The organism is Neisseria sp. GT4A_CT1, assembly GCF_000227275.1.
Classification (GTDB): Bacteria; Pseudomonadota; Gammaproteobacteria; order Burkholderiales; family Neisseriaceae; genus Neisseria.
On sequence record NZ_JH164964.1, the window covers coordinates 554272 to 573786 of the forward strand.

The window sequence follows — 19515 nt, forward strand, 5'->3', positions numbered from 1 at the left end:
ACATTTTTCGGCGAAACCTCCATCCGTCCGAAAAAAATCCTCCAGTTGATTATCAACCTGGTCGCTGCCGACGACGATTACATGAAGCAGCTCGACCGCTTGAGCATACGCACGGAAACCGAGTCCATCCTCAACGTCAACGTCCGTTCCGTCACCCTGCCTGTCGCCGTGGGCCGCAACCTTGCCGTATTGGTTGAAGCGGCGGTGCGCAACTACATCCTCCAGTTGCGCGGCAAAGACAGTACCAAAGAATTCCTCGAACGCCATCAAACACAACTCAAAGAAAACGAACAAAACCATGAAAATCGTCCTGATTAGCGGATTGTCCGGCTCGGGCAAGTCCGTTGCCCTCAAACAGCTTGAAGACCTCGGCTATTTCTGCGTGGACAACCTGCCGCTGGAAATGCTGCCTTCGCTGGTGCTGCACCATATCGAGCGCGCCGATGAAACCAAACTCGGCGTGAGCGTCGATGTCCGCTCCGGCATCAACATTCAGGAAGCGCAGGAGCAAATCCAATACCTGCGCGATGAAGGCCATCAGGTCGAAGTATTGTTTGTGGAGGCAGAAGAAAGCGTGCTGGTGCGCCGTTTTTCCGAAACGCGGCGCGGCCATCCGCTGTCGGGACTGAACCTTACCCTGCTGGAAAGCCTGCAAAAAGAGCGCGAATGGCTGTTCCCGCTCAAAGACATCGCCTACTGCATCGATACATCCAAAATGAACGCGCAGCAACTGCGTTATGCCGTTCAACAATGGCTCAACATCGAGCGCAGGGGGCTTTTGGTTATCCTCGAATCTTTCGGCTTCAAGTATGGCGTGCCGAACAACGCCGATTTCATGTTCGATATGCGCAGCCTGCCCAATCCCTATTACGATCCCGAGCTGCGCCCCTACACCGGCATGGATGCCCCCATTCAAGCGTATCTCGACCAGCAGCCCCTGGCGCAGGAAATGGTGGACGACATCGACCACTTTATGAACCACTGGCTCCCGCGCCTGCAAAAAGAAAGCCGCAGCTACGTTACCATCGCCATCGGCTGTACCGGCGGACAGCACCGTTCCGTCTATGTCGTCGAAAAACTCGCCCAACGCCTGCAAGGACATTACGAACTGCTGGTCCGCCACAGACAGGCGCAAAACCTGTCCGGACGCTGATTCCCCTTTTCAGACGACCTTTTCGATATAAAAGGAGAAAACCATGAAACCCATCATCACCCTCGCACTCGCCTGCACACTCGCCGCCTGCGCCGCCGAAGTCCCCGCCTACCGCTGGCATCGCACCGGCGCAAGCGAATCCGACGTTTCCCGCCAAATCAACATCTGCAAATCACAAGCGCAACACGACGCCAAACACGGACGCGAATCCAAATCCCTTGAACAATGTATGGACGAAGCCGGCTACTACCGCTACGAACACGGCAACCTCTAAACCTTGAGCGCCCCAAACTAAAAGGTCGTCTGAAAAACCGCGAAGGCTTTCAGACGACCTTTGCACAGAAAACGGACAAACCTCAGGTCGTCTGAAAACACCGCCGAACCACTTTTCAGACGACCCCACCGCAAATCAGACAGAAAGAACAAAACATGGCAATCCAATGGTTTCCCGGCCACATGAACAAAGCAAAAAAAGCCATCGCCGAGCGCGCAAAAAGCGTCGACATGGTGATTGAAATGCTGGACGCACGTATGCCCGCCTCCAGCGAAAACCCCCTGCTTGCCCAGCTTTCCAAAGGCAAACCCAAACTCAAAATCCTCAACAAACAAGACCTTGCCGACCCCGAACGCACCAAAATCTGGCTCGAACACTACAACAGCCGCCCCGATACCCGCGCCATCGCCCTCGATTCCTCCGAAACCGGCGTGCACGGCAAAATCACCCAAGCCTGCCGCGCCATGATTCCCCACCGCCAAGGCATAGAAAAACCCCTGCGCGTCCTCATCTGCGGCATCCCCAACGTCGGCAAATCTACCCTCATCAACGGCATGATAGGCAAAAAATCCGCCAAAACCGGCAACGAACCCGGCATCACCAAAGCCGAACAACGCCTTTTCCTCGCCGACGACTTCTGGCTCTACGACACCCCCGGAATGCTGTGGCCGAAAATCATCGTCGAAGAAGGCGGCTACAACCTCGCCGCCGGCGGCGCAGTCGGACGCAACGCGCTGGACGAAGAAGAAGTCGCCCTCGAGCTCCTAGACTACCTCCGCCGCCACTACCTCCCCATGTTGCAAGAACGCTACCAAGCCGACAAAGACCCCAGCAGCCACTGGGACGACAACTCATGGCTCGAGTGGATAGCCAAAAAACGCGGCGCAGTCCTCAGCGGCGGACGGGTCAACTACCAAAAAGCCGCCGAAAACATCCTCACCGACTTCCGCGAAGGCAAAATCGGCAGAATCACCCTCGAAACGCCGAACCAATGGGAAACATGGCTCAAAAAAGCCCGCCAAAAAGAAGCCGAACTCAAAGCCATTCGAGAAGCGAGGAAGGCAGAACGCAAAGGGCAGAAGCCTGCGGACGAGTAGGGCGGTATGGTGGAATGCCAAAAGATGTTTCACTGCCCTCAAAAAGGTCGTCTGAAACCTTAGAATAAAAATTTTCAGACGACCTGTTTGTAAAATTTAAAACCAACATATAAAACTGAAAAGAGTCCTTGTTCAAGGTCGTCTGAAAACATCAAAACAATTAAATTTTAACGTTATGACTGAAAAACTCCCTCCCGACGTGCTGATTGAAGCTGCGCTTTTGACCCAAACCGAACCCCTAAACGAAAAATCCATGCGCGAATTGTGTGTGCCGCCGCTGTCGCAGGACAAATTAATCGACGTGTTGGCGCAGTTGAAAACGCGTTGGCAGGGTAGGGCGTTGCAACTGGTGCATACGCACGAGGGCTGGCGGTTTCAGATTGCTCAGGCGGCATTCGAGCGGCTGGGCAGCCTTCAGGAGCAGCGTGCGCCGCGCTATTCCCGCGCCGTGATGGAAACGCTGGCGATTATTGCCTACCAGCAGCCGGTGACGCGCGGCGATATCGAGGGCATACGCGGCGTGGCGGTATCGCTGAACGTGATGCAGACCTTGCAGGACAGAGGCTGGATTGAAGTGATCGGGCATCGTGATTCGGTCGGGCGGCCTGCATTGTGGGCGACGACGCCGACGTTTTTGAGCGATTTGCGCTTGGACAGTTTGGAAGATTTGCCGCCGCTGACGGAATTGGGCGAATTGGTCTTGCCTGAATTGATCGAAACGCCGCCGACAGGCGAAGAAGAGGAGCAGGAAGAAACGCCGGAGCGGCTGATTAATTAAATCAGGCAGGATTGGCAAAGGTCGTCTGAAAACTGGAAATAGGTTTTCAGACGACCTTTTTTTAAAAAATAATATCATTGTATTCAGTTTGTTAGATATAAAATAAGGAAAACCTTATTCAAACTATAAAAAATCTTAGTTATAATCAGCATATCTAAAGTTAGCCGCCGATGTGCGGTCGATTTACTAAGGAATACTACCATGCTGTTGGCACTTTCCCTGCGCGATTTTGTCATTGTTGAAAACCTCAATCTGGATTTCCAAAGCGGTTTTACCGTCTTGACCGGCGAAACAGGCGCGGGCAAATCGATTACGCTGGACGCAATCGGACTTTTGTTGGGCGATAAGGCCGATTACAGCCAAGTCCGCAGCGGTGCGAAGGAAGCGCAGTTGTCGGCATTGTTCGACATCAGCCTTTTGCCCAATCTCAAAGCCCAATTGCAGGAACAGGGTTTTTTGGACGAAGACGCGGAAGAACTCAGCATCCGCCGCATCATCGATGCCAAAGGGAAAAGCCGCAGCTTCATCAATAATCAGGCAGCCACGCTGGCGCAGCTTAAAGCCGTCGGCGGGCAGCTTATCGACATCCACGGGCAAAACGCCCATCATTCCCTCAATCAAGAATCCGCCCAGCGCGAATTGTTGGACGCATTTGCGGGCAGCAAAGCGCAGGCGGAAACTGTCAGACAGCTTTATCAAAACTGGGTCAATGCGAAAAAAGCCCTCCAAGAGGCGCAGGAACACGCCGAGACCATCATTATCGAGCGTGAGCGTTTGGAATGGCAGTTCAACGAATTGAACCAGTTGGACGTCAAACAAGGCGAATGGGAAGCCCTCAGCCAAAGCCACGACAGTCTTGCCCATTCTGCCGAGCTGTTGCAGGCTGCCGAAGAAGTCGGCGACTACATCGATGGCGACAACGGCATCCAACGTCAAATTTATCAATGCCAAAAGCTGTTGACCAATCTGCAAAACATTGAGCCGCGCTTTGCCGAAAGCCTGAATATGCTGGCGAGCATTGAAGCCGAATTGGGCGAAATCAGTGCCAATATGCGCGACGTCGCAGGCCGAAGCGACATCGATCCCAATGAATTGGCGGCGCAGGAGCAGCGCATGGGCGAGCTGATGGGGATGGCGCGGAAATACCGCATCGAGCCTGAAGCCCTGCCGCAAAAGCTGGCTGAAATTGATGAGCGCCTGCAAAGCCTGCAAGCCGCTGCCGATTTGGAAGCGTTGACGCAAACCGTTGCCCGCAACCTTGCCGAATATCAGGAGGCCGCTCATGTTCTTTCCGCCATGCGCCATCAGGCGGCGGGCAGGTTGGGCGAGGAAACGACCGGACATATGCAGCATCTCGCCATGAAAGGCGCGCGTTTCGACATCGTTCTGCTGCCGTCTTCGCCCACAGCGCACGGTTTGGAGCAGGTACAGTTCCAAGTTGCCGCCAACAAAGGCAATCCGTCCCGTCCGCTGAACAAAGTCGCGTCCGGTGGCGAACTTGCCCGCATCAGCCTTGCCTTGCAGGTGGTTACCAGCCAATACACGCAAGTCCCTACGCTGATTTTTGATGAAGTCGATACCGGTATCGGCGGCGGCGTGGCAGAAATGGTCGGCAAAGCACTGCGTGCTTTGGGTAAAAAACATCAGGTGCTCGCCGTGACCCACCTGCCGCAAGTCGCTTCATGCGGTGAAAACCATTGGCAGGTGCGCAAACACAGCGAAGGCGAACAAACCGTCAGCGAAATCAGTGTGTTGGACCATCAGCAGCGTATCGAAGAAATCGCCCGTATGCTTGGCGGCGAAATCATTACCGACACGACCCGCAGCCACGCGGCAGAGTTAATCAGCCTTGCCGCCGCTTAAACGCAGAATCGGAGAGGTCGTCTGAAAAGGAAGTTTGTGTAACCATTCACAAACCGCTTTTCAGACGACCTCTTTGCCAAACCGCCCGCGCCCTTTCAGACGACCTCAATACAAGGTATGATTACGTCGTTTGTTTATAAGGAAGTTCCCATGAAAGTCCTGTTTATTGCCGATCCGATGGCAAGTTTCAAAACCTACAAAGACACCACCTACGCCATGATGCGCGAAATGGCAAAACGCGGCTGGCAGCTTTTCCATACCTTGAGCGGCGAATTGTCCGTACAGCAAGGATTGGTGACGGCTCAGGCTGCGCTGTTTGAGTTTCTCGGTGCAAAAAGCGACGATGATCATGAGTGGTTTAAAGCGGCAGACAAAGTTCAGACGACCTTGAAAGACTTCGATGCCGTCATTATGCGCACCGACCCGCCGTTCGATATGCAATACCTCTACGCCACCCAATTCCTGACGCTGGCGGAACAGCAGGGCGCCAAAGTCTTCAACAGCGGACAGGCCATGCGCGATTTCAACGAAAAACTGGCGATTTTGAATTTCAGCCAGTTCACCGCGCCTACGCTGGTTACGACCCGTTCCGCCGATGTCCGCGCATTTTTGAAAGAACACGGCGACATCATCATCAAACCGCTGGACGGCATGGGCGGCATGGGCATTTTCCGCCTGACCGAAAAAGATCCCAACATCGGCAGCATCCTCGAAACCCTGATGCAGCTTGATTCCCGCACCATCATGGCGCAACGCTACATCCCCGAAATTGTCTACGGCGACAAACGCATCCTGATTATCGGCGGCGAAGTCGTCCCCTATGCTTTGGCGCGTATTCCGCAAAACGGCGAGACACGCGGCAATCTTGCGGCAGGCGGACGCGGCGTGGCGCAGGAATTGAGCGAACGCGATCGAGAAATCGCCGAGACTCTCGCCCCCGAACTCAAACGCCGCGGCATCTTGCTGGCAGGTTTGGACGTCATCGGCCGCAACCTGACCGAAGTCAACGTGACCAGCCCGACCGGTTTCCAAGAAATCATGAAACAAAAAAACTTCGACGTCGCCGCGATGTTTGCCGACGCTGTCGAAGCTTGGTCCAAACAATAATACCGAAAGGTCGTCTGAAACCCGAATCCGTTTTAGTAAAACTCGCTTTGCTCGTTTTAGCGAAACCCGCTGCGCTCGTTTTGGCGAAACTCGCTTCGCTCGTTTTCAGACGACCCCTTTTTACAAATATAAATATTGATACAAACATTACTTATGAAACCATCTTCTTACGCTGCCGATAAAAAAGGTAAAAGCGGTATCAAACGCATCATCAACGCATTCGGCTATTCCAAAGACGGGCTTGCCGCCGCCTACCGCTATGAAAGCGCGTTCCGCCAAGTATTGTGGCTGAACCTGATTTTGATTGTCTTGACCTTCATCCTCAATTTCGACTCCGCGACCAAAATGCTGCTGATTATTGCGTCGTTTGTTTCGCTGATCACCGAATTGTTCAACACCGCCGTCGAAGCCGCCGTCGACCACACTTCCACCGAAAAACACGAATTGGCAAAACGCGCCAAAGATGCCGGCTCCGCCGCGCAATTGCTCGCTTTGACGATGCTGGGCATCGTGTGGGCGATCGCATTATGGCGCGGGTATGTTTAAATTTACTTCGAGATGATTTATACTTCCTAAGTATTAATTCTCATGAATTAATTTGAATCATTTTGTTTAATCTGAGTCAAAGCATTCAGACGACCATTGCATGTAGGATGAGAACAGTATTACCGACATGCAATGTCGCGCGGAAAGCTTTTGCCGCAACAAAACCACCCATTTCATCATAAAGGAGCAATACATGAAAAAATTATTGGCAACCCTGATCGCAGCAGGTTTGGTATCCACCGCTTCCGCAGCCGGTGTTCACGTTGAAGACGGTTGGGCGCGTGCCACCGTCGAAGGTATGAAAATGGGCGGCGCGTTCATGAAGATCCACAACGATGAAGCCAAACAAGACTTCTTGGTCGGCGGCAGCAGCCCGGTAGCCGATCGCGTTGAAGTGCATACCCATGTCAACGACAACGGCGTGATGCGCATGCGCGAAGTCAAAGGTGGTGTTCCGCTGGCGGCAAAAGGCGTAACCGAGCTGAAACCGGGCAGCTACCACGTTATGTTCATGGGTCTGAAAAAACCGCTGAAAGAAGGCGAAAAAGTACCGGTTACCCTGAAATTCAAAAATGCCAAACCTCAAACCGTACAACTGGAAGTGAAAACCGCGCCGCAATCCGGCATGGATCACGGTCATGGTCATGACCACGGTGGCGCGCATCAGCACTAATCGTTCATCGTTTGAACTCAAAAGGTCGTCTGAATATTTTCAGACGACCTTTTTGTTTGGATTAAATTTGAGTCGGTGCAATATTTTTAGATTGAAATCAAGATGTTTTGTTTGAATATTCAGTCAAGCGGTAATCACTGCATTCGGTAATCTGCGCCAAATTTGGTCCGGCAGGAGATGGGGTGGGGAAGGCAGGTTTTGCGGTATTTATAGTGGATTAACTTTAAACCAGTACGACATTGCCTCGCCTTGCCGTACTATCTGTACTGTCTGCGGCTTCGTCGCCTTGTCCTGATTCAAATTTAATCCACTATATCTGAGTTCACGATAGTCCTGTTTCTTGCCTTCCATCAAAATCAAAAGGTCGTCTGAAAACTTGCCACGCTCGTTTTCAGACGACCTTCTTCATTCAAGCCGGCGATTAATCAAACAATTCCTGCTGCGCCTGTTCTTTGGTCACGCGCACGTCGGTTTCGCCGTCGGCAAAAGTGATGTGCAGTTTCTGCCCTTGCTTTAAAACATCGGCGTTGCGGATGACTTGTCCGCGTGTGTTTTTGACGACGGAGAAGCCGCGCTCTAAAATCTGCTGCGGCGATACGGCTTCGAGCAGGGCGGTTTGGGCGGTCAGGCTTTGGCGGCGGCGGGCAAGCAGTTGGCGGAAGGCGTGCGACAAGGTCGTCTGAAAGCGGTCGATGTCTTGCCGGTAAACGGAAATATCGGGGCGGCAATGTTTCAGGGCTTGGGTTTGGCGTTCGAAACGGGCGGTGTGGGCGCGGACATTTTGCGTCATTGAGTAGGACAGGGTTTGCGCCAGTTTGTGGATATAGGTGCGCTGCTCGTCGAGTTTTTGGCGCGGGTGGCGGATTTGCCGCGCGAGCCAGTCAAGTTTTTGGCTGGCATCGAAATAGCGTTGTTCCAAAACGGTTTTCAGACGACCTTTGGCCTGGGCGAGGCGGTGTAACGATTCTTGGCGGTTGGGGCTGACCAGTTCCGCCGCGCCGGTCGGCGTGGGTGCGCGCACGTCGGAAACGAAATCGGCAAGCGTGAAATCGGTTTCGTGTCCCACGCCGCTGACGATGGGAATCGCGCAGGCTTCGATGGCGTGCACGACCGGCTCTTCGTTAAACGCCCATAAGTCTTCAATGCTGCCACCGCCGCGACAGACAATCAACACATCGCATTCGGCGCGTTGCGATGCGGTTTTAATCGCTTGGGCAATCTGAAACTCGCTGCCCGAGCCTTGAACGGCGGTTGGATAAACGATGACGGGAATTTCGGGCGCGCGGCGTTTCAAGGTGGTAACGACATCGCGCAATGCCGCCGCCGCCAGACTGGTTACGATGCCGATACATTGCGCTCGGGCGGGCAAAGGTTTCTTGCGTTCCGCCGCAAACGCGCCTTCCGCCTGCAACTGCGCCTTCAGCCGCTCGTAGGCTTCGTAAAGTTGTCCCAAGCCTTTTAGCCGCACCTCGTTCACGGTAATCTGAAATTCGCCCCGCGCCTCGTAAATACTGATTTTGCCCGCCACTTCGATATGGTCGCCTTCTTTCAAAGGTTTCGCCAAACGCGCCGCCGCACCTTTAAACATCGCGCAACGCACCTGAGCGCGGCTGTCTTTGAGCGAGAAATAATAATGTCCGCTGGCGGCACGGGTCAGGTTGGACACTTCGCCCGCAATCCACAAACCGGCAAGATGGTCTTCCAGCAAGGCTTTGGCGAGGGCGTTGAGTTCGGATACGGAAATGGAGGAGGGCGCGAAGAGTTCGGACATTGGGAGGGCGGGAAGAAAGGGGAAAGGTTGGATTATAAGGGGTTTCAGACGAGGTTTGTATGGGAAAGGTCGTCTGAAAACCTCAAATCCGAGTTTTCAGACGACCTCTTTTATGGGCATTTCAAATTAAGCCAAATTTTCCAGCATCCATTTGACGTAGCGCTCGACGCCTGCTTTGACATCCAAAAATTCTTCCTTGTATCCGGCTTCGCGCAGTTTGGCAATGTCGGCTTGGGTGAAGCTTTGGTATTTGCCTTTGAGCGCGTCGGGGAAGGGGACGTAGCGGATAAGTTCTTCTTCTATCAGCTCTTTTAAGCTCAATTCAGGTTTGCCTTCAGCGGCACGGCAGGCGTTGACGGTGGCGGCGGCGAGTTCGTTGAACTGTTGGCTGCGGCCGGTGCCGAGGTTGTAGATGCCGGAGAGTTCGGGGTGGTCGAAGAAGTAGAGGTTGACTTTGGCGACGTCTTCGACGCTGACGAAGTCGCGGGTTTGTTCGCCGTTGCCGTAGCCGTCGTTGGCTCCGAACAGGTTGACGTAACCGTGTTCGCGGTATTGGTTGAAATGGTGGAAGGCGACGGATGCCATGCGGCCTTTGTGTTGTTCGTGTTGTCCGTAAACGTTGAAGTAGCGGAAGCCGACGACTTGGGCGGTCAGGCCTTCTTTCATGCGGCGGCGCAATACTTGGTCAAACAGGAATTTGGAGTAGCCGTACACGTTGAGCGGTTTTTCAAGTTCGCGCTCTTCGCGGAAGATTTCGCCTTTGCCGTACACGGCGGCACTGGAGGCGTAGAGGAAGGGGATGCGTTCATCCTGACACCAGTCCAAAAGGTCGAGCGTGTACTGGTAGTTGTTGTCCATCATGTAGAGGCCGTCGTGGTTCATGGTGTCGGAACATGCGCCTTGGTGGAAGACGGCTTCGATGTTTTCGTAAGGCAGAAGATGGCCGCGCACTTGGCGGATGAATTCGTGTTTGTCGAGGTAGTGGGCGATTTCGCACTCGGCAAGGTTTTTGAATTTTTCGCCACGAGTCAGGTTGTCGACGGCGACGATGTCGGTAATGCCGCGTTGGTTGAGGGCTTTGACGATATTGCTGCCGATAAAGCCGGCCGCGCCTGTTACGATGATGGTCATATTGGGTTTCCTTTGATTTTTGGTTTTAGCGAAACTCGTTGCACTCGTTTCAGACGACCTTGGAAAGACGGGGTCGTCTGAAAAAGAAATTACTGCTCTTCCAATGCTTTATTCAACTCTGCAAACGAGCAAACCGCCGTGCCGAGTTTGGCGACGACGACGCCGGCGGCGGTATTGGCGAGGTGCATGGCTTCGGGCATGGTGTAGCCTGCCGCCAGCCCCAAACCCACTCCGGCAATGACGGTGTCGCCTGCGCCGGATACGTCGTAAACTTCCTGGGCGCGGGTGGGCTGGTAAATGGGTTCGCCTTCGCTGAACAGGGTCATGCCCTCTTCGCTTCGGGTCAGTAAAACGGCGGTCAGGTCGAGGTGGCGGCGCAGGTTTTGCGCTTTTTCGGTCAGCTCGCTTTCGTTTTTCCAACTGCCGACCACTTCTTTCAATTCGGCGCGGTTGGGCGTAATCAGCGTGGCGCCTGCGTATTTTTCGTAATCGTCGCCTTTGGGGTCGATTAATACGGTTTTACCGGCATGTTTCGCCCAATCTATCATATCGGAGATGTGCGACAGGCCGCCTTTGCCGTAGTCTGAAAAAATGATTGCGTCGTATTCGGGCAATACTTCACGGTATTTCTGCTTGATTTGCTCCAACACTTCGCGGTTGGGATGTTCTTCAAAATCAAGGCGGATAAGCTGCTGGTTGCGGGCGACGACGCGCAGTTTGACGGTGGTGGCGATTTGTTTGTCGCGCATCAGATAGGAGGCGACGCCGTCCTGCGCCATCAGCGCGTCGAGTGCGTTGGCGGCTTCGTCGTCGCCAGTTACCGACAACAGCCCTGCTTTGCCGCCCAGCGAAGCGATGTTGCGCGCAACATTCGCCGCACCGCCCGCCCGTTGGTCGATACGTCCGATTTTCGCTACCGGCACGGGCGCTTCGGGCGAAATACGGGACACGTCGCCAAACCAATAGCGGTCGAGCATCACGTCGCCGACAACAAGGACTTTGGCTTGCGCGAAACGGGATTTGAGGGTTTCTTGTTGGAACTTGGTAACCATACTGGCTCCGTTGTTAAAATTTTCTGCAAAACTGCGTATTCGGATTATCCGTCCGAAAGTCTGAAAATATCTTGAGGTTCATATACCTGCACTGAATGTTCAGGCGGTCTCAAAGCCACCTTCAGCATGGCTTTTGCCAATGTCTCAACGGCAAGCGGGCGTTGGTTTTTCAACAGACCGATGCGGTTGAGTCCGTACAAAATCCGTTTGGTAACTTTTTCGCCCAAGCGGTCGCTATTCGGACGAATCAGCAATGGCGGACGGAAAATGATGAGGTGCGGAAAGTTCAAAGCAATTAATGCCTGCTCCAATTCGCCTTTCATCCTTGGATAAAACAGGCGTGAAGCGGCATTTGCGCCGGAAGCGGAAACCAAAACCAAGGTTTTTACGCCGTTTTTTCGTGCAGCTTTGGCAAACTCAAGATTCGCTTCGTAATCGACAGCCCATTGCGCCTCTTTGCTGCCTGCCGCTTTCAAAGTCGTGCCCAAGCAGGCAAACAACACATCTCCCTGCACTTCATCACGCCATGTTTCAATCTGGGCAAAGTCAATCTGATGAGCGCACAGCTTGGGATGGGAAAAATCGGGATTTCTGCGTCCGAAGCAGTCTATACGCTCGATTTCCGAATGTGCTGTCAGCAAGGGCAACAGGGATTTGCCTGTTGCGCCGGTTGCCCCGATGACGATGGCTCTCATATTTCAGACGACCTTAAGCGTTCGCCACGCGGTTCACTTCGCGCAATACGGCTACCGGATCGGCGGCTTGGGTAACGGGGCGGCCCATCACCAGATAAGTTGAACCTGCCGCCAATGCCTCGGCGGGCGTCATGATGCGGCGTTGGTCGTCGTTGTTGCCGGCAACGTCCAAACGGATGCCGGGCGTTACCAAGACAAAATCCTGTCCCAATTCGCGGCGCAGCGGTGCGGCTTCCTGGGCGGAACAGACCACGCCGTCTAAGCCCGAACTTTGCGCCAGTTTCGCCAAACGGATGACTTGCTCTTCAGGGGCGATGTTCAAACCGATTTCTGCCAAATCGCTTTGTTCCATGCTGGTTAACACGGTTACGCCGATTAAGAGCGGCTTCGTGCCGTATCCGGCAACGGCTTCGGCGGCGGCTTCCATCATGCGGCGGCCGCCCGATGCGTGCATATCGACCATCCACACGCCCATGTCGGCGGCGACTTTGCACGCCTGCGCGACGGTGTGGGGAATGTCGTGATATTTCAAATCGAGAAAAAGTTTGAAACCCTGATGAATCAGGCTTTCCGCCAAACTGCGCCCCGTGGCGGTAAACAGCTCTTTGCCGATTTTGATTTGGCACAACGTCGGATCAAGGTTGCGGACGAATCCGAGCGTGTCTTTTTCGTTGGCAAAATCAAGGGCAACGATGACGGGGGTGCGTTGTTGCGGAGTTTGGAAGTCGGTGATTAAAGGATTCATGGTGTTTTCGTTTCGGGTTTTCAGACGACCTTTATCGTCTTTTTCGCAGTATAGTGTATTAACTTTAAACCAGTACGGCGTTGCCTCGCCTTGCCGTACTATCTGTACTGTCTGCGGCTTCGTCGCCTTGTCCTGATTTTTGTTAATCCACTATAACAACGTAAATTCAAACCGTAGGTCGGGCATTGATGTCCGACCTACGCGGACTCAAGCCTCCGACAAACTGTTTCGGATAAATTTGAACCGGCACATCAGCCGTCATTCCCGCGCAGGCGGGAATCCATTGATAAAACTCAGTTCATCAGATTTAAACAGCGATTGCCCAAATTCAGAAATGGATTCCCGCCTGCGCGGGAATGACGCCGAATGATTATTTTTCGGTTGCAACACGCTGTTTGTCAAAAACAGGTCGTCTGAAAACCTGACTTTCTGTTTTGTTTTCAGACGACCTTTTCGATTTATTTGCCCAATGCGCCCAATATTTCGGCTTTCACGGCTTCTACCGGCTGAGTACCGTCAACCTTGATGTATTTCGGCGCATGTTCGCCTTCCAGCTTGCTGTAAAAATCGACCAGCACTTCGGTTTGCTCGTGGTAAACGGCAAGGCGTTTTTTGACGGTTTCTTCTTTGTCGTCGTCGCGCTGAATCAAATCTTCGCCGGTTACGTCGTCTTTGCCTTCGACTTTGGGCGGATTGTAGGTAACGTGGTAGGTGCGGCCGGAAGCCAAGTGAACGCGGCGGCCGCTCATGCGGTCGACAATCACGCTGTCAGGTACGTCGATTTCAACCACGGCGTCCAAATCCACGCCTGCTTCAACCATCGCTTCGGCTTGTGCCAGCGTGCGCGGGAAACCGTCAAACAGGAAACCGTTTTTGCAGTCGTCTTGCGCGATGCGTTCTTTCACCATGCCGATGATGATGTCGTCGCGCACTAAGCCGCCTTCGTCAATGATTTTTTTCGCTTCCCAACCCAGCGGCGTGCCTGCTTTAATCGCAGCGCGGAGCATATCGCCGGTGGAAATTTGCGGAATGCCGAACGCAGCGGTGATGAATTGAGCCTGAGTGCCTTTGCCCGCGCCCGGCGCGCCTAACAATAATACTTTCATGGTTGTTCCTTCTTGTTAAATGATATGGATTTGAAACGTGATTCAAATGATTTTACACGGCTTGCGTTTATCGTTCAAAACTTCAGACGACCTGTTACTCACCGAAATGTTTCCATACGTCATCGCGCATTTCGGCAAACCATGTGTCTTCGGGAAAACGCTCCAATGCGTCTTTCAAAGTGGAAAGCAGGTTTTGCGATAAAGTCTTTGCCAAATACTCTTCCTCGTTGGCTTCCGCCGCCTTGTCCGCCTGCTGCGCCAAACCGAGCGCGCGCGTCTGATGTCCGTGAGCCAGATAGTTGAGCGCAATCACCTTTTGCGCCCAAAGCTGCGGAATCTCGGGGCTGTCTTGCAGCAAAACCGACAAAATCGACACGGCAACCGTCAGCCTGCCGCCGTTCAAACGCAAATCCAGCGAACGGTTGGGCGGCAGCGTGCTGAGCGTTTCCGCCATACGGAACCAAAACTCGCCGCTGGCTTCGTCCGGCGCGGCGGCTTTCAACATTTCATAGTTAAACTCTTGGTCGTCGTTTTGAACCAGCAGGGTAACATCGGCAAGCAGTTTTTGCTCTTCGCGGCTCAAATGGCGTAAATCGGTCATATAAGGGCTTTCTGTCGGTGTTTTGGGTAGAACGGATTATCGGGTTGTTTTTTATTTCAGGTTCACTGCTTAGCTTTTTTCAAATTAACTATTTCCTTTTCTAAATCGACTATTTCTTTTTGTAATTGAACTATTTTTTGGCTTAGTTTCTGTATTTTGTCTTGTGATTTATTTTGTATTTTTTTCATTTCTTTTGATAATTCATTTTCTTCTATTTTAATTGTCTTTAATGAATATTTATCTTCATAACGATAAAATTCTGGCATACTATCTTTATATTTATTACTTTCTTTTAGAACTTTATATATAAAGCTTGCAATTTTTAAAATATGCTTTTCAGCATTCTTCTGTTCTTGCTTAAAATCATATGCTTCTACATCAGGTTTTTTATCAGGAAAAAAACCGCAACCACGGCCAAAAGTGATTGCCTTAATATTTATTGGAAAAATGAAAGGTTCAAGCTTTTTCCCTTCTTCCAAAGGAATACCATCTTTATGAAAAATTGCCCTATGCTCTTTCTCATATGCCCAAGCTTTGCTTTTACGACACATTATATTTTCTAACTTATTATTATTTAATTCTTCTTTTAATTGTGCACCATTATTAAATTGTTTTTTTGGCTTATATTCTACTTTCTTAACATATATATCTTCAAACTCCTTATCAATTGTAAAGTCAATTCTTATACCTTTTGAGCTATTGGCATAATGAGCCCACATCAACTCTTCTCCATAAGTACCTATAATTTTACTAGAAGAAAAACAACAAATAACGTTTTCTTGTTTTTCATTATAGATTTTATCCGTTAAGGTTTTGCTAATGGATTTATCAACTAAATAAACACACTCATCGACATCATTAAACTTTTTATAATTCTGCGCAAAGAGTTCTGAATTTTCAAAAATACTTTTTGTATGTTTATTTTTCTTCCAAAAATTTTCAAAATTATCATCATCTTTTCCATAATTTAAGTCCCTAAATTTAGAATATTCATTAATTTTCATTGTTCTTCCTATTTTTATTTTCAAATTTTTTGAATGATTGAACTCGTTTTCCATAGTCCGTGGCGAGAGCTGAGCCCTCGCCACGGTTACCTTCTTCCAAAGAAAGAGGGAGGTTGAATTATTGAAACTTGCCAGTTTTCAGACGACCTCGAACGCAGCCCTGACCCTGTCCAAATCCTCTTGAGTATCCACACCGGCGGCGGGGGCTTCTTTGGCGGTTTCGACGGCAATCGGGTAGCCGTGCCACAGGACGCGCAGTTGTTCCAGCGATTCAATGGTTTCCAGCGGCGAGACGCTCATTTCGGCGTAGCGTTGCAGGAAGCCGGCGCGGTAGGCGTAGATGCCGATATGGCGCAGGACGGCGGTTTCGGTGGGCAATTCGCGTTTTTCGGCGCGCATGGCATCGCGCGGATAGGGAATCGGGGCGCGGCTGAAGTAGATGGCGTTGCGGTTTTTGTCGAGGACGACTTTGACGACGTTGGGATTCATAAATTCGTCGAAATCGTGCAATTCGTGCGCCGCGGTCGCCATCTGCACGTTGTTTTCCACTAAAACTTCGGCGGTGCGGTCGATGAGTTCGGGGGCAATCAGCGGCTCGTCGCCCTGTACGTTGACGACCACCAGATGTTGCGGCAGTTTCAGCGCGGCGGCGGCTTCGGCAAGGCGCGTCGTGCCGCTTTCGTGCCGGTTTGAAGTCATGACGACTTCGACGCCGTGCGCCTGACAGGCCGTCTGAATATCGGGATGGTCGGTGGCAACGACGACGCGCGCTGCTTTGCTTTTTGCCGCCTGTTCGGCAACGCGCACGACCATCGGTTTGCCGTGGATGTCCGCCAAGGCTTTTCCGGGCAGGCGCGATGAATCCAGCCGCGCCGGAATCAATACGACAAATTCGGTCATGCTTTGAGTTCCTCTTCGCTCAACGCTCGCGCTTCGTTTTCCAGCATATAGGGAATGCCGTCTTTAATCGGATAGGCAAGCTTCGCCTGACGGCTCCACAATTCCTGTTTGTCCTGATGATATTCCAGCCTGCCTTTGGTAACGGGGCAGACGAGGATGTCTAAGAATTTTTTTTCCATGGGGTTTCTTTCGGGTTTGATGGTTTTAGCGAAGCTCGCTTCGCTCGTTTTGGCGAAACTCGCTTCGCTCGTTTTCAGACGACCTCAAGCGGCATTATTTTTTCCGTGCCGGTTTGTTCGGCTGTTTGGCGCAGGTTTGGGCAGGATTTTTGCCGTTGCACATGATTTGGCGGATTTCGCGCCTCAGGTTTGCGCTTTCGTTGGATTGGGTGTATTTGCCGGCAAGGATGTTCATCATCGGTTTCATCGTTGCCTCAAGATAGCGCGGCGTTTTATCCATTATCGATTGGCCTACTGCCGTGCTGTAAAAGCCAATCAATGCGTTGACTTCTTCTTGCGTATAAACCGTCTTCATGCCGTCTAAAGCCGCTTTACGCAACTGGGCACGTACTTGCGGCGTATTGATTTCGGCAATCGACCGGGTTGCATACTTTTTCAAGACTGCTTCCAACTGCGGACGTTTGTCTTCCGGCGCATCTTTCAAAAATTTCTGTACATTCGGATCGGAAAGCACAATGCCTTCCATGCTTTGGAAAGACTGTTCCAACAAGGCATCCATCTTCTGCACTTCAAACAGACGCTCCAGCGACGCGTCGCTGGGTGTAGCGGCAAATGCGTTGGCACACAATGCCAGCGCGGCGAAGGGCAATAACAAGGTTTTCAGTTTCATCTTTTTCTCCTGTTTAAGGTTTAGGGGGTACATTCTTCAGACAATATTTTTTTAATTTCGTTTTCAAATTCAATTAGGTAGTGTTCGCTAATTGTTTCTATTTCTTTCATATCCGCTTCGCTTGCCCCTATATTGGCGAGTTTTTTTATGAATACCGAATTTTTCTCCACGATAGATTGTCCTACGGGAGTCTCGTAAAACGCAATCATGGCATCAATCTCTTGTTGAGTGAACTCGTCCTTGGCAACTTTTTTTATTTCTTTCATTAATTTGTTTCTAAGTTGCGGTGTGAAATAAGCTTTAAACACTTTGTTCATATAACGGTCTGACGCGGCTTGTAATTGCGGCTGCAGTTCCGGTGGATATGAGGAGATGATCGGTTGCATGAGCTGTCGGTTTTGTGCTTCCGCCATGTTGGTCAAATTTTTGAGAAAGTCGCGTTCGATATGCTGGACTTCCATCCATCTATTTAAAGACTTATCGCTTGGGGGCGCGGCTGTTGCGGCGGAACAGGCGGCAATGGCAACGAAAGTGAGCAGCAGTTTCTTCAGGTTCATAAATTTCCTTATTATTCAAGACAAACAGCAACAAAGAATCAATTGATTTCAGACGACCTGTCGCGAATCTTTCAGCTGTTCCGACACAAACGCCGCCAAATCAGGTTCGATTATCGCATAAACGGGCAATACCCATACATGGTTCAGATTGAGGCCGTCTGAAAACTTGACCGCATCCTTTTCCGTAATAATCACCGCGTCCGCATTGGGCAAGTCTGCCGCGGCGATGTCGGCATGGTCGGGCAGCGCGACGGTTTGGTTCAACGTGATGCCCATGTTCCGCAGCGAATCGAAAAAACGCTCCGGCTTAGCGATGCCCGCCACGGCGGCGACGGTTTGATTTTTCAGACGGCCTGTGTCCAGTATTTCAGACGGCTTGTTCAAACGGTAAATTTGTCCCGTTTCGATGCGGCTGTGAAACATATTTTTAGACGGCGCAAATGACGCATCCGCCTTGCCTCCGCTAACAACGACTGCATCCACCGAATCCAGACGCGACAAAGGTTCGCGCAAACTGCCGTTGGGCAGCAAATCCAAATCCGTCCGCCCCGTATCCGCCGCCGGAAACACCGCGATTTCCACATCCCGCCGCAGGGCGTAATGCTGCAAGCCGTCGTCCGCCACAATCAGCCCGATGTCGGGGTGCGCCGCCAGCAACGCCCTGCCTGCCTCCGCACGGCTGCTGCCCACCGCCGTCGGCGCGCCGGTTTTACGGAACAGCAGCAAAGGCTCGTCGCCCGCATCTTCCGCACGGCTCGCGGCATTCAATACATGAACCGCCTTACTTTTGCGCCCGTAGCCCCTACTGATGATGCCGACCTTGATGCCTTTTTCCTGCAAGCCCGACACCAGCGCGGCGACAATCGGCGTTTTCCCCGTCCCGCCCGCGTGGATATTGCCGACCACGACCACAGGCACAGGCAGCTTTTCGCTTTTCAGACGACCTGAAACGAAATCATCGCGCCGTTTTGCCGCAATTTTGGCAAACAGCTTGGATAAGGGTTTGAGCAGGAGAGATAAAAACGGATTGGGGCGTTGCCAATGGCGTTCGATGATTTGATGGAGTTTGGGCATTCAGACGACCTTGTAGCTGCGTTTCTTTGTAGTACACCATTTTAGCGGATAAGTCGTTCAGGCTAGGGTTTCGATGCGGTTGTCGGGCATGACCAGCCAGACTTTTGCCTGTTTGGCGCGCGCGGCGGTACGGATGGCGGCTTCGTCCATGATGGAGAACGCGGTGGAGAAGGCATCGGCAACGGCGGCAGTCGGCGCCATGACGCTGACGCTGCGGTAGCGCGGGGTAGCAGTACCGGTGCGCGGGTCGAAGAGGTGGGTGAACTTGCCGGCTTCGTCCATCACGGTACCGTAGCCGCCTGAGGTGGCGAAGGCTTGGTTTTGTATGGGGATGGTCAGGAGGGTGGCTTCTTCGTTTTGGGGATTGCGGATGCCGACGTTCCATGTGCGTTGGTTGTCGGTGTCGAAGCCGCGGATTTCGCCCATATCGACGAGGGCTTGGTGGATGCCGTGTTGTTGCAGCAGGGCGGTGATTTTGTCGGTAATGTAGCCTTGGGCGATGCCGTTGAGGGATAAGCCCATGCCTTTTTGTTCGAAGA

At 52.1% G+C, this 19515-nt stretch carries 23 protein-coding genes and 2 pseudogenes; 9 read left to right on the plus strand and 16 right to left on the minus strand.

The window, feature by feature from the left end; all coding sequences use genetic code 11:
- The 3 genes and pseudogenes from HMPREF1028_RS02575 to HMPREF1028_RS02585 form a co-directional block, all read left to right on the plus strand.
- Positions 1-318, plus strand: a pseudogene (locus HMPREF1028_RS02575) (HPr kinase/phosphorylase); the annotation flags it as partial.
- A complete protein-coding gene (gene rapZ, locus HMPREF1028_RS02580; RefSeq protein ID WP_003756091.1) occupies positions 299-1153 on the plus strand; it encodes an RNase adapter RapZ in 855 nt (284 codons plus the stop codon). The pseudogene HMPREF1028_RS02575 and the gene rapZ, both read left to right, overlap by 20 nt.
- Before the next feature lie 43 nt (positions 1154-1196).
- A complete protein-coding gene (locus HMPREF1028_RS02585) occupies positions 1197-1427 on the plus strand; it encodes a hypothetical protein (RefSeq protein WP_009311223.1) in 231 nt (76 codons plus the stop codon).
- Positions 1428-1444: 17 nt separating this feature from the next.
- Here the strand turns inward: HMPREF1028_RS02585 and HMPREF1028_RS15690 are convergent, their stop codons facing one another.
- Positions 1445-1579 carry a hypothetical protein gene (locus HMPREF1028_RS15690; RefSeq protein ID WP_283118856.1) on the minus strand — a complete coding sequence of 45 codons (135 nt, stop codon included), beginning with the start codon at positions 1577-1579 and terminating at the stop codon, positions 1445-1447.
- Positions 1580-1582: 3 nt separating this feature from the next.
- On the opposite strand from HMPREF1028_RS15690, the gene ylqF reads away from it, so the two are divergent.
- The 6 genes from ylqF (at position 1583) to HMPREF1028_RS02615 (ending at position 7491) form a co-directional block, all read left to right on the plus strand.
- Positions 1583-2524, plus strand: a complete 942-nt coding sequence (gene ylqF / locus HMPREF1028_RS02590) for a ribosome biogenesis GTPase YlqF (protein WP_009311224.1) — start codon at positions 1583-1585, stop codon at positions 2522-2524.
- A gap of 175 nt (positions 2525-2699) precedes the next feature.
- Entirely contained in the window at positions 2700-3302 is a 603-nt protein-coding gene (locus HMPREF1028_RS02595) for an SMC-Scp complex subunit ScpB (RefSeq protein ID WP_009311225.1), read from the plus strand.
- 201 nt (positions 3303-3503) lie between these two features.
- The gene (recN, locus tag HMPREF1028_RS02600; RefSeq protein ID WP_009311226.1) at positions 3504-5165 is read left to right on the plus strand and encodes a DNA repair protein RecN; all 1662 of its coding nucleotides are present in this window, start codon (positions 3504-3506) and stop codon (positions 5163-5165) included.
- A 150-nt stretch (positions 5166-5315) separates the two neighbouring features.
- Positions 5316-6272: a glutathione synthase gene (gene gshB / locus HMPREF1028_RS02605; RefSeq protein ID WP_009311227.1), complete on the plus strand. Its 957-nt coding sequence runs from the start codon at positions 5316-5318 to the stop codon at positions 6270-6272.
- Between the two features lie 153 nt (positions 6273-6425).
- Complete coding sequence (locus tag HMPREF1028_RS02610; RefSeq protein ID WP_003756111.1) at positions 6426-6818, plus strand: diacylglycerol kinase; 393 nt, start codon at positions 6426-6428, stop codon at positions 6816-6818.
- A gap of 193 nt (positions 6819-7011) precedes the next feature.
- Complete coding sequence (locus HMPREF1028_RS02615; protein WP_009311228.1) at positions 7012-7491, plus strand: copper chaperone PCu(A)C; 480 nt, start codon at positions 7012-7014, stop codon at positions 7489-7491.
- 210 nt (positions 7492-7701) lie between these two features.
- Here HMPREF1028_RS02615 and HMPREF1028_RS14400 read toward each other — a convergent pair.
- From HMPREF1028_RS14400 to HMPREF1028_RS02690, 15 genes and pseudogenes are all read right to left on the minus strand, one after another.
- Positions 7702-7815, minus strand: a pseudogene (locus HMPREF1028_RS14400) (IS5/IS1182 family transposase); the annotation flags it as partial.
- 97 nt (positions 7816-7912) lie between these two features.
- Complete coding sequence (gene xseA, locus HMPREF1028_RS02625; RefSeq protein ID WP_009311229.1) at positions 7913-9262, minus strand: exodeoxyribonuclease VII large subunit; 1350 nt, start codon at positions 9260-9262, stop codon at positions 7913-7915.
- A 126-nt stretch (positions 9263-9388) separates the two neighbouring features.
- Positions 9389-10393 (minus strand): ADP-glyceromanno-heptose 6-epimerase, encoded by a 1005-nt coding sequence (gene rfaD / locus HMPREF1028_RS02630; protein ID WP_009311230.1) that lies wholly within the window; start codon positions 10391-10393, stop codon positions 9389-9391.
- A gap of 89 nt (positions 10394-10482) precedes the next feature.
- Positions 10483-11445, minus strand: coding sequence for an ADP-heptose synthase (hldA, locus tag HMPREF1028_RS02635; protein ID WP_009311231.1), 963 nt, complete (start codon positions 11443-11445; stop codon positions 10483-10485).
- Between the two features lie 44 nt (positions 11446-11489).
- The gene (locus HMPREF1028_RS02640; protein ID WP_009311232.1) at positions 11490-12140 is read right to left on the minus strand and encodes an NAD(P)H-binding protein; all 651 of its coding nucleotides are present in this window, start codon (positions 12138-12140) and stop codon (positions 11490-11492) included.
- Positions 12141-12153: 13 nt separating this feature from the next.
- Entirely contained in the window at positions 12154-12885 is a 732-nt protein-coding gene (gene pyrF, locus HMPREF1028_RS02645) for an orotidine-5'-phosphate decarboxylase (RefSeq protein ID WP_009311233.1), read from the minus strand.
- A 458-nt stretch (positions 12886-13343) separates the two neighbouring features.
- Positions 13344-13991 (minus strand): adenylate kinase, encoded by a 648-nt coding sequence (adk, locus tag HMPREF1028_RS02650; RefSeq protein WP_009311234.1) that lies wholly within the window; start codon positions 13989-13991, stop codon positions 13344-13346.
- 94 nt (positions 13992-14085) lie between these two features.
- The gene (locus HMPREF1028_RS02655; protein ID WP_009311235.1) at positions 14086-14592 is read right to left on the minus strand and encodes a hypothetical protein; all 507 of its coding nucleotides are present in this window, start codon (positions 14590-14592) and stop codon (positions 14086-14088) included.
- 62 nt (positions 14593-14654) lie between these two features.
- Positions 14655-15596 carry a DUF2971 domain-containing protein gene (locus tag HMPREF1028_RS02660; RefSeq protein WP_009311236.1) on the minus strand — a complete coding sequence of 314 codons (942 nt, stop codon included), beginning with the start codon at positions 15594-15596 and terminating at the stop codon, positions 14655-14657.
- 138 nt (positions 15597-15734) lie between these two features.
- Positions 15735-16496: a 3-deoxy-manno-octulosonate cytidylyltransferase gene (gene kdsB / locus HMPREF1028_RS02665; RefSeq protein WP_009311237.1), complete on the minus strand. Its 762-nt coding sequence runs from the start codon at positions 16494-16496 to the stop codon at positions 15735-15737.
- Positions 16493-16675, minus strand: coding sequence for a Trm112 family protein (locus tag HMPREF1028_RS02670; RefSeq protein WP_002221286.1), 183 nt, complete (start codon positions 16673-16675; stop codon positions 16493-16495). Before HMPREF1028_RS02670 ends, kdsB begins: the two co-directional genes overlap by 4 nt.
- A 94-nt stretch (positions 16676-16769) precedes the next feature.
- The gene (locus HMPREF1028_RS02675; protein WP_009311238.1) at positions 16770-17345 is read right to left on the minus strand and encodes a DUF2059 domain-containing protein; all 576 of its coding nucleotides are present in this window, start codon (positions 17343-17345) and stop codon (positions 16770-16772) included.
- Between the two features lie 20 nt (positions 17346-17365).
- On the minus strand, positions 17366-17902 hold the full coding sequence (locus HMPREF1028_RS02680) for a DUF2059 domain-containing protein (protein WP_009311239.1): 537 nt from the start codon (positions 17900-17902) through the stop codon (positions 17366-17368).
- 48 nt (positions 17903-17950) lie between these two features.
- Positions 17951-18976 (minus strand): tetraacyldisaccharide 4'-kinase, encoded by a 1026-nt coding sequence (lpxK, locus tag HMPREF1028_RS02685; RefSeq protein ID WP_009311240.1) that lies wholly within the window; start codon positions 18974-18976, stop codon positions 17951-17953.
- A gap of 57 nt (positions 18977-19033) precedes the next feature.
- Positions 19034-19515 (minus strand): FAD:protein FMN transferase (locus HMPREF1028_RS02690; RefSeq protein WP_009311241.1); only part of this gene is annotated, 482 nt, incomplete at its 5' end.

What these genes read in the sequence shown, in the direction of transcription:
- rapZ (WP_003756091.1), top strand. Translation starts at nt 299, where the DNA reads ATGAAAATCGTCCTGATTAGCGGATTGTCCGGCTCGGGCAAGTCCGTT.
- HMPREF1028_RS02585 (WP_009311223.1), top strand. Translation starts at nt 1,197, where the DNA reads ATGAAACCCATCATCACCCTCGCACTCGCCTGCACACTCGCCGCCTGC.
- ylqF (WP_009311224.1), top strand. Translation starts at nt 1,583, where the DNA reads ATGGCAATCCAATGGTTTCCCGGCCACATGAACAAAGCAAAAAAAGCC.
- HMPREF1028_RS02595 (WP_009311225.1), top strand. Translation starts at nt 2,700, where the DNA reads ATGACTGAAAAACTCCCTCCCGACGTGCTGATTGAAGCTGCGCTTTTG.
- recN (WP_009311226.1), top strand. Translation starts at nt 3,504, where the DNA reads ATGCTGTTGGCACTTTCCCTGCGCGATTTTGTCATTGTTGAAAACCTC.
- gshB (WP_009311227.1), top strand. Translation starts at nt 5,316, where the DNA reads ATGAAAGTCCTGTTTATTGCCGATCCGATGGCAAGTTTCAAAACCTAC.
- HMPREF1028_RS02610 (WP_003756111.1), top strand. Translation starts at nt 6,426, where the DNA reads ATGAAACCATCTTCTTACGCTGCCGATAAAAAAGGTAAAAGCGGTATC.
- HMPREF1028_RS02615 (WP_009311228.1), top strand. Translation starts at nt 7,012, where the DNA reads ATGAAAAAATTATTGGCAACCCTGATCGCAGCAGGTTTGGTATCCACC.
- xseA (WP_009311229.1), bottom strand. Translation starts at nt 9,262, where the DNA reads ATGTCCGAACTCTTCGCGCCCTCCTCCATTTCCGTATCCGAACTCAAC.
- rfaD (WP_009311230.1), bottom strand. Translation starts at nt 10,393, where the DNA reads ATGACCATCATCGTAACAGGCGCGGCCGGCTTTATCGGCAGCAATATC.
- hldA (WP_009311231.1), bottom strand. Translation starts at nt 11,445, where the DNA reads ATGGTTACCAAGTTCCAACAAGAAACCCTCAAATCCCGTTTCGCGCAA.
- HMPREF1028_RS02640 (WP_009311232.1), bottom strand. Translation starts at nt 12,140, where the DNA reads ATGAGAGCCATCGTCATCGGGGCAACCGGCGCAACAGGCAAATCCCTG.
- pyrF (WP_009311233.1), bottom strand. Translation starts at nt 12,885, where the DNA reads ATGAATCCTTTAATCACCGACTTCCAAACTCCGCAACAACGCACCCCC.
- adk (WP_009311234.1), bottom strand. Translation starts at nt 13,991, where the DNA reads ATGAAAGTATTATTGTTAGGCGCGCCGGGCGCGGGCAAAGGCACTCAG.
- HMPREF1028_RS02655 (WP_009311235.1), bottom strand. Translation starts at nt 14,592, where the DNA reads ATGACCGATTTACGCCATTTGAGCCGCGAAGAGCAAAAACTGCTTGCC.
- HMPREF1028_RS02660 (WP_009311236.1), bottom strand. Translation starts at nt 15,596, where the DNA reads ATGAAAATTAATGAATATTCTAAATTTAGGGACTTAAATTATGGAAAA.
- kdsB (WP_009311237.1), bottom strand. Translation starts at nt 16,496, where the DNA reads ATGACCGAATTTGTCGTATTGATTCCGGCGCGGCTGGATTCATCGCGC.
- HMPREF1028_RS02670 (WP_002221286.1), bottom strand. Translation starts at nt 16,675, where the DNA reads ATGGAAAAAAAATTCTTAGACATCCTCGTCTGCCCCGTTACCAAAGGC.
- HMPREF1028_RS02675 (WP_009311238.1), bottom strand. Translation starts at nt 17,345, where the DNA reads ATGAAACTGAAAACCTTGTTATTGCCCTTCGCCGCGCTGGCATTGTGT.
- HMPREF1028_RS02680 (WP_009311239.1), bottom strand. Translation starts at nt 17,902, where the DNA reads ATGAACCTGAAGAAACTGCTGCTCACTTTCGTTGCCATTGCCGCCTGT.
- lpxK (WP_009311240.1), bottom strand. Translation starts at nt 18,976, where the DNA reads ATGCCCAAACTCCATCAAATCATCGAACGCCATTGGCAACGCCCCAAT.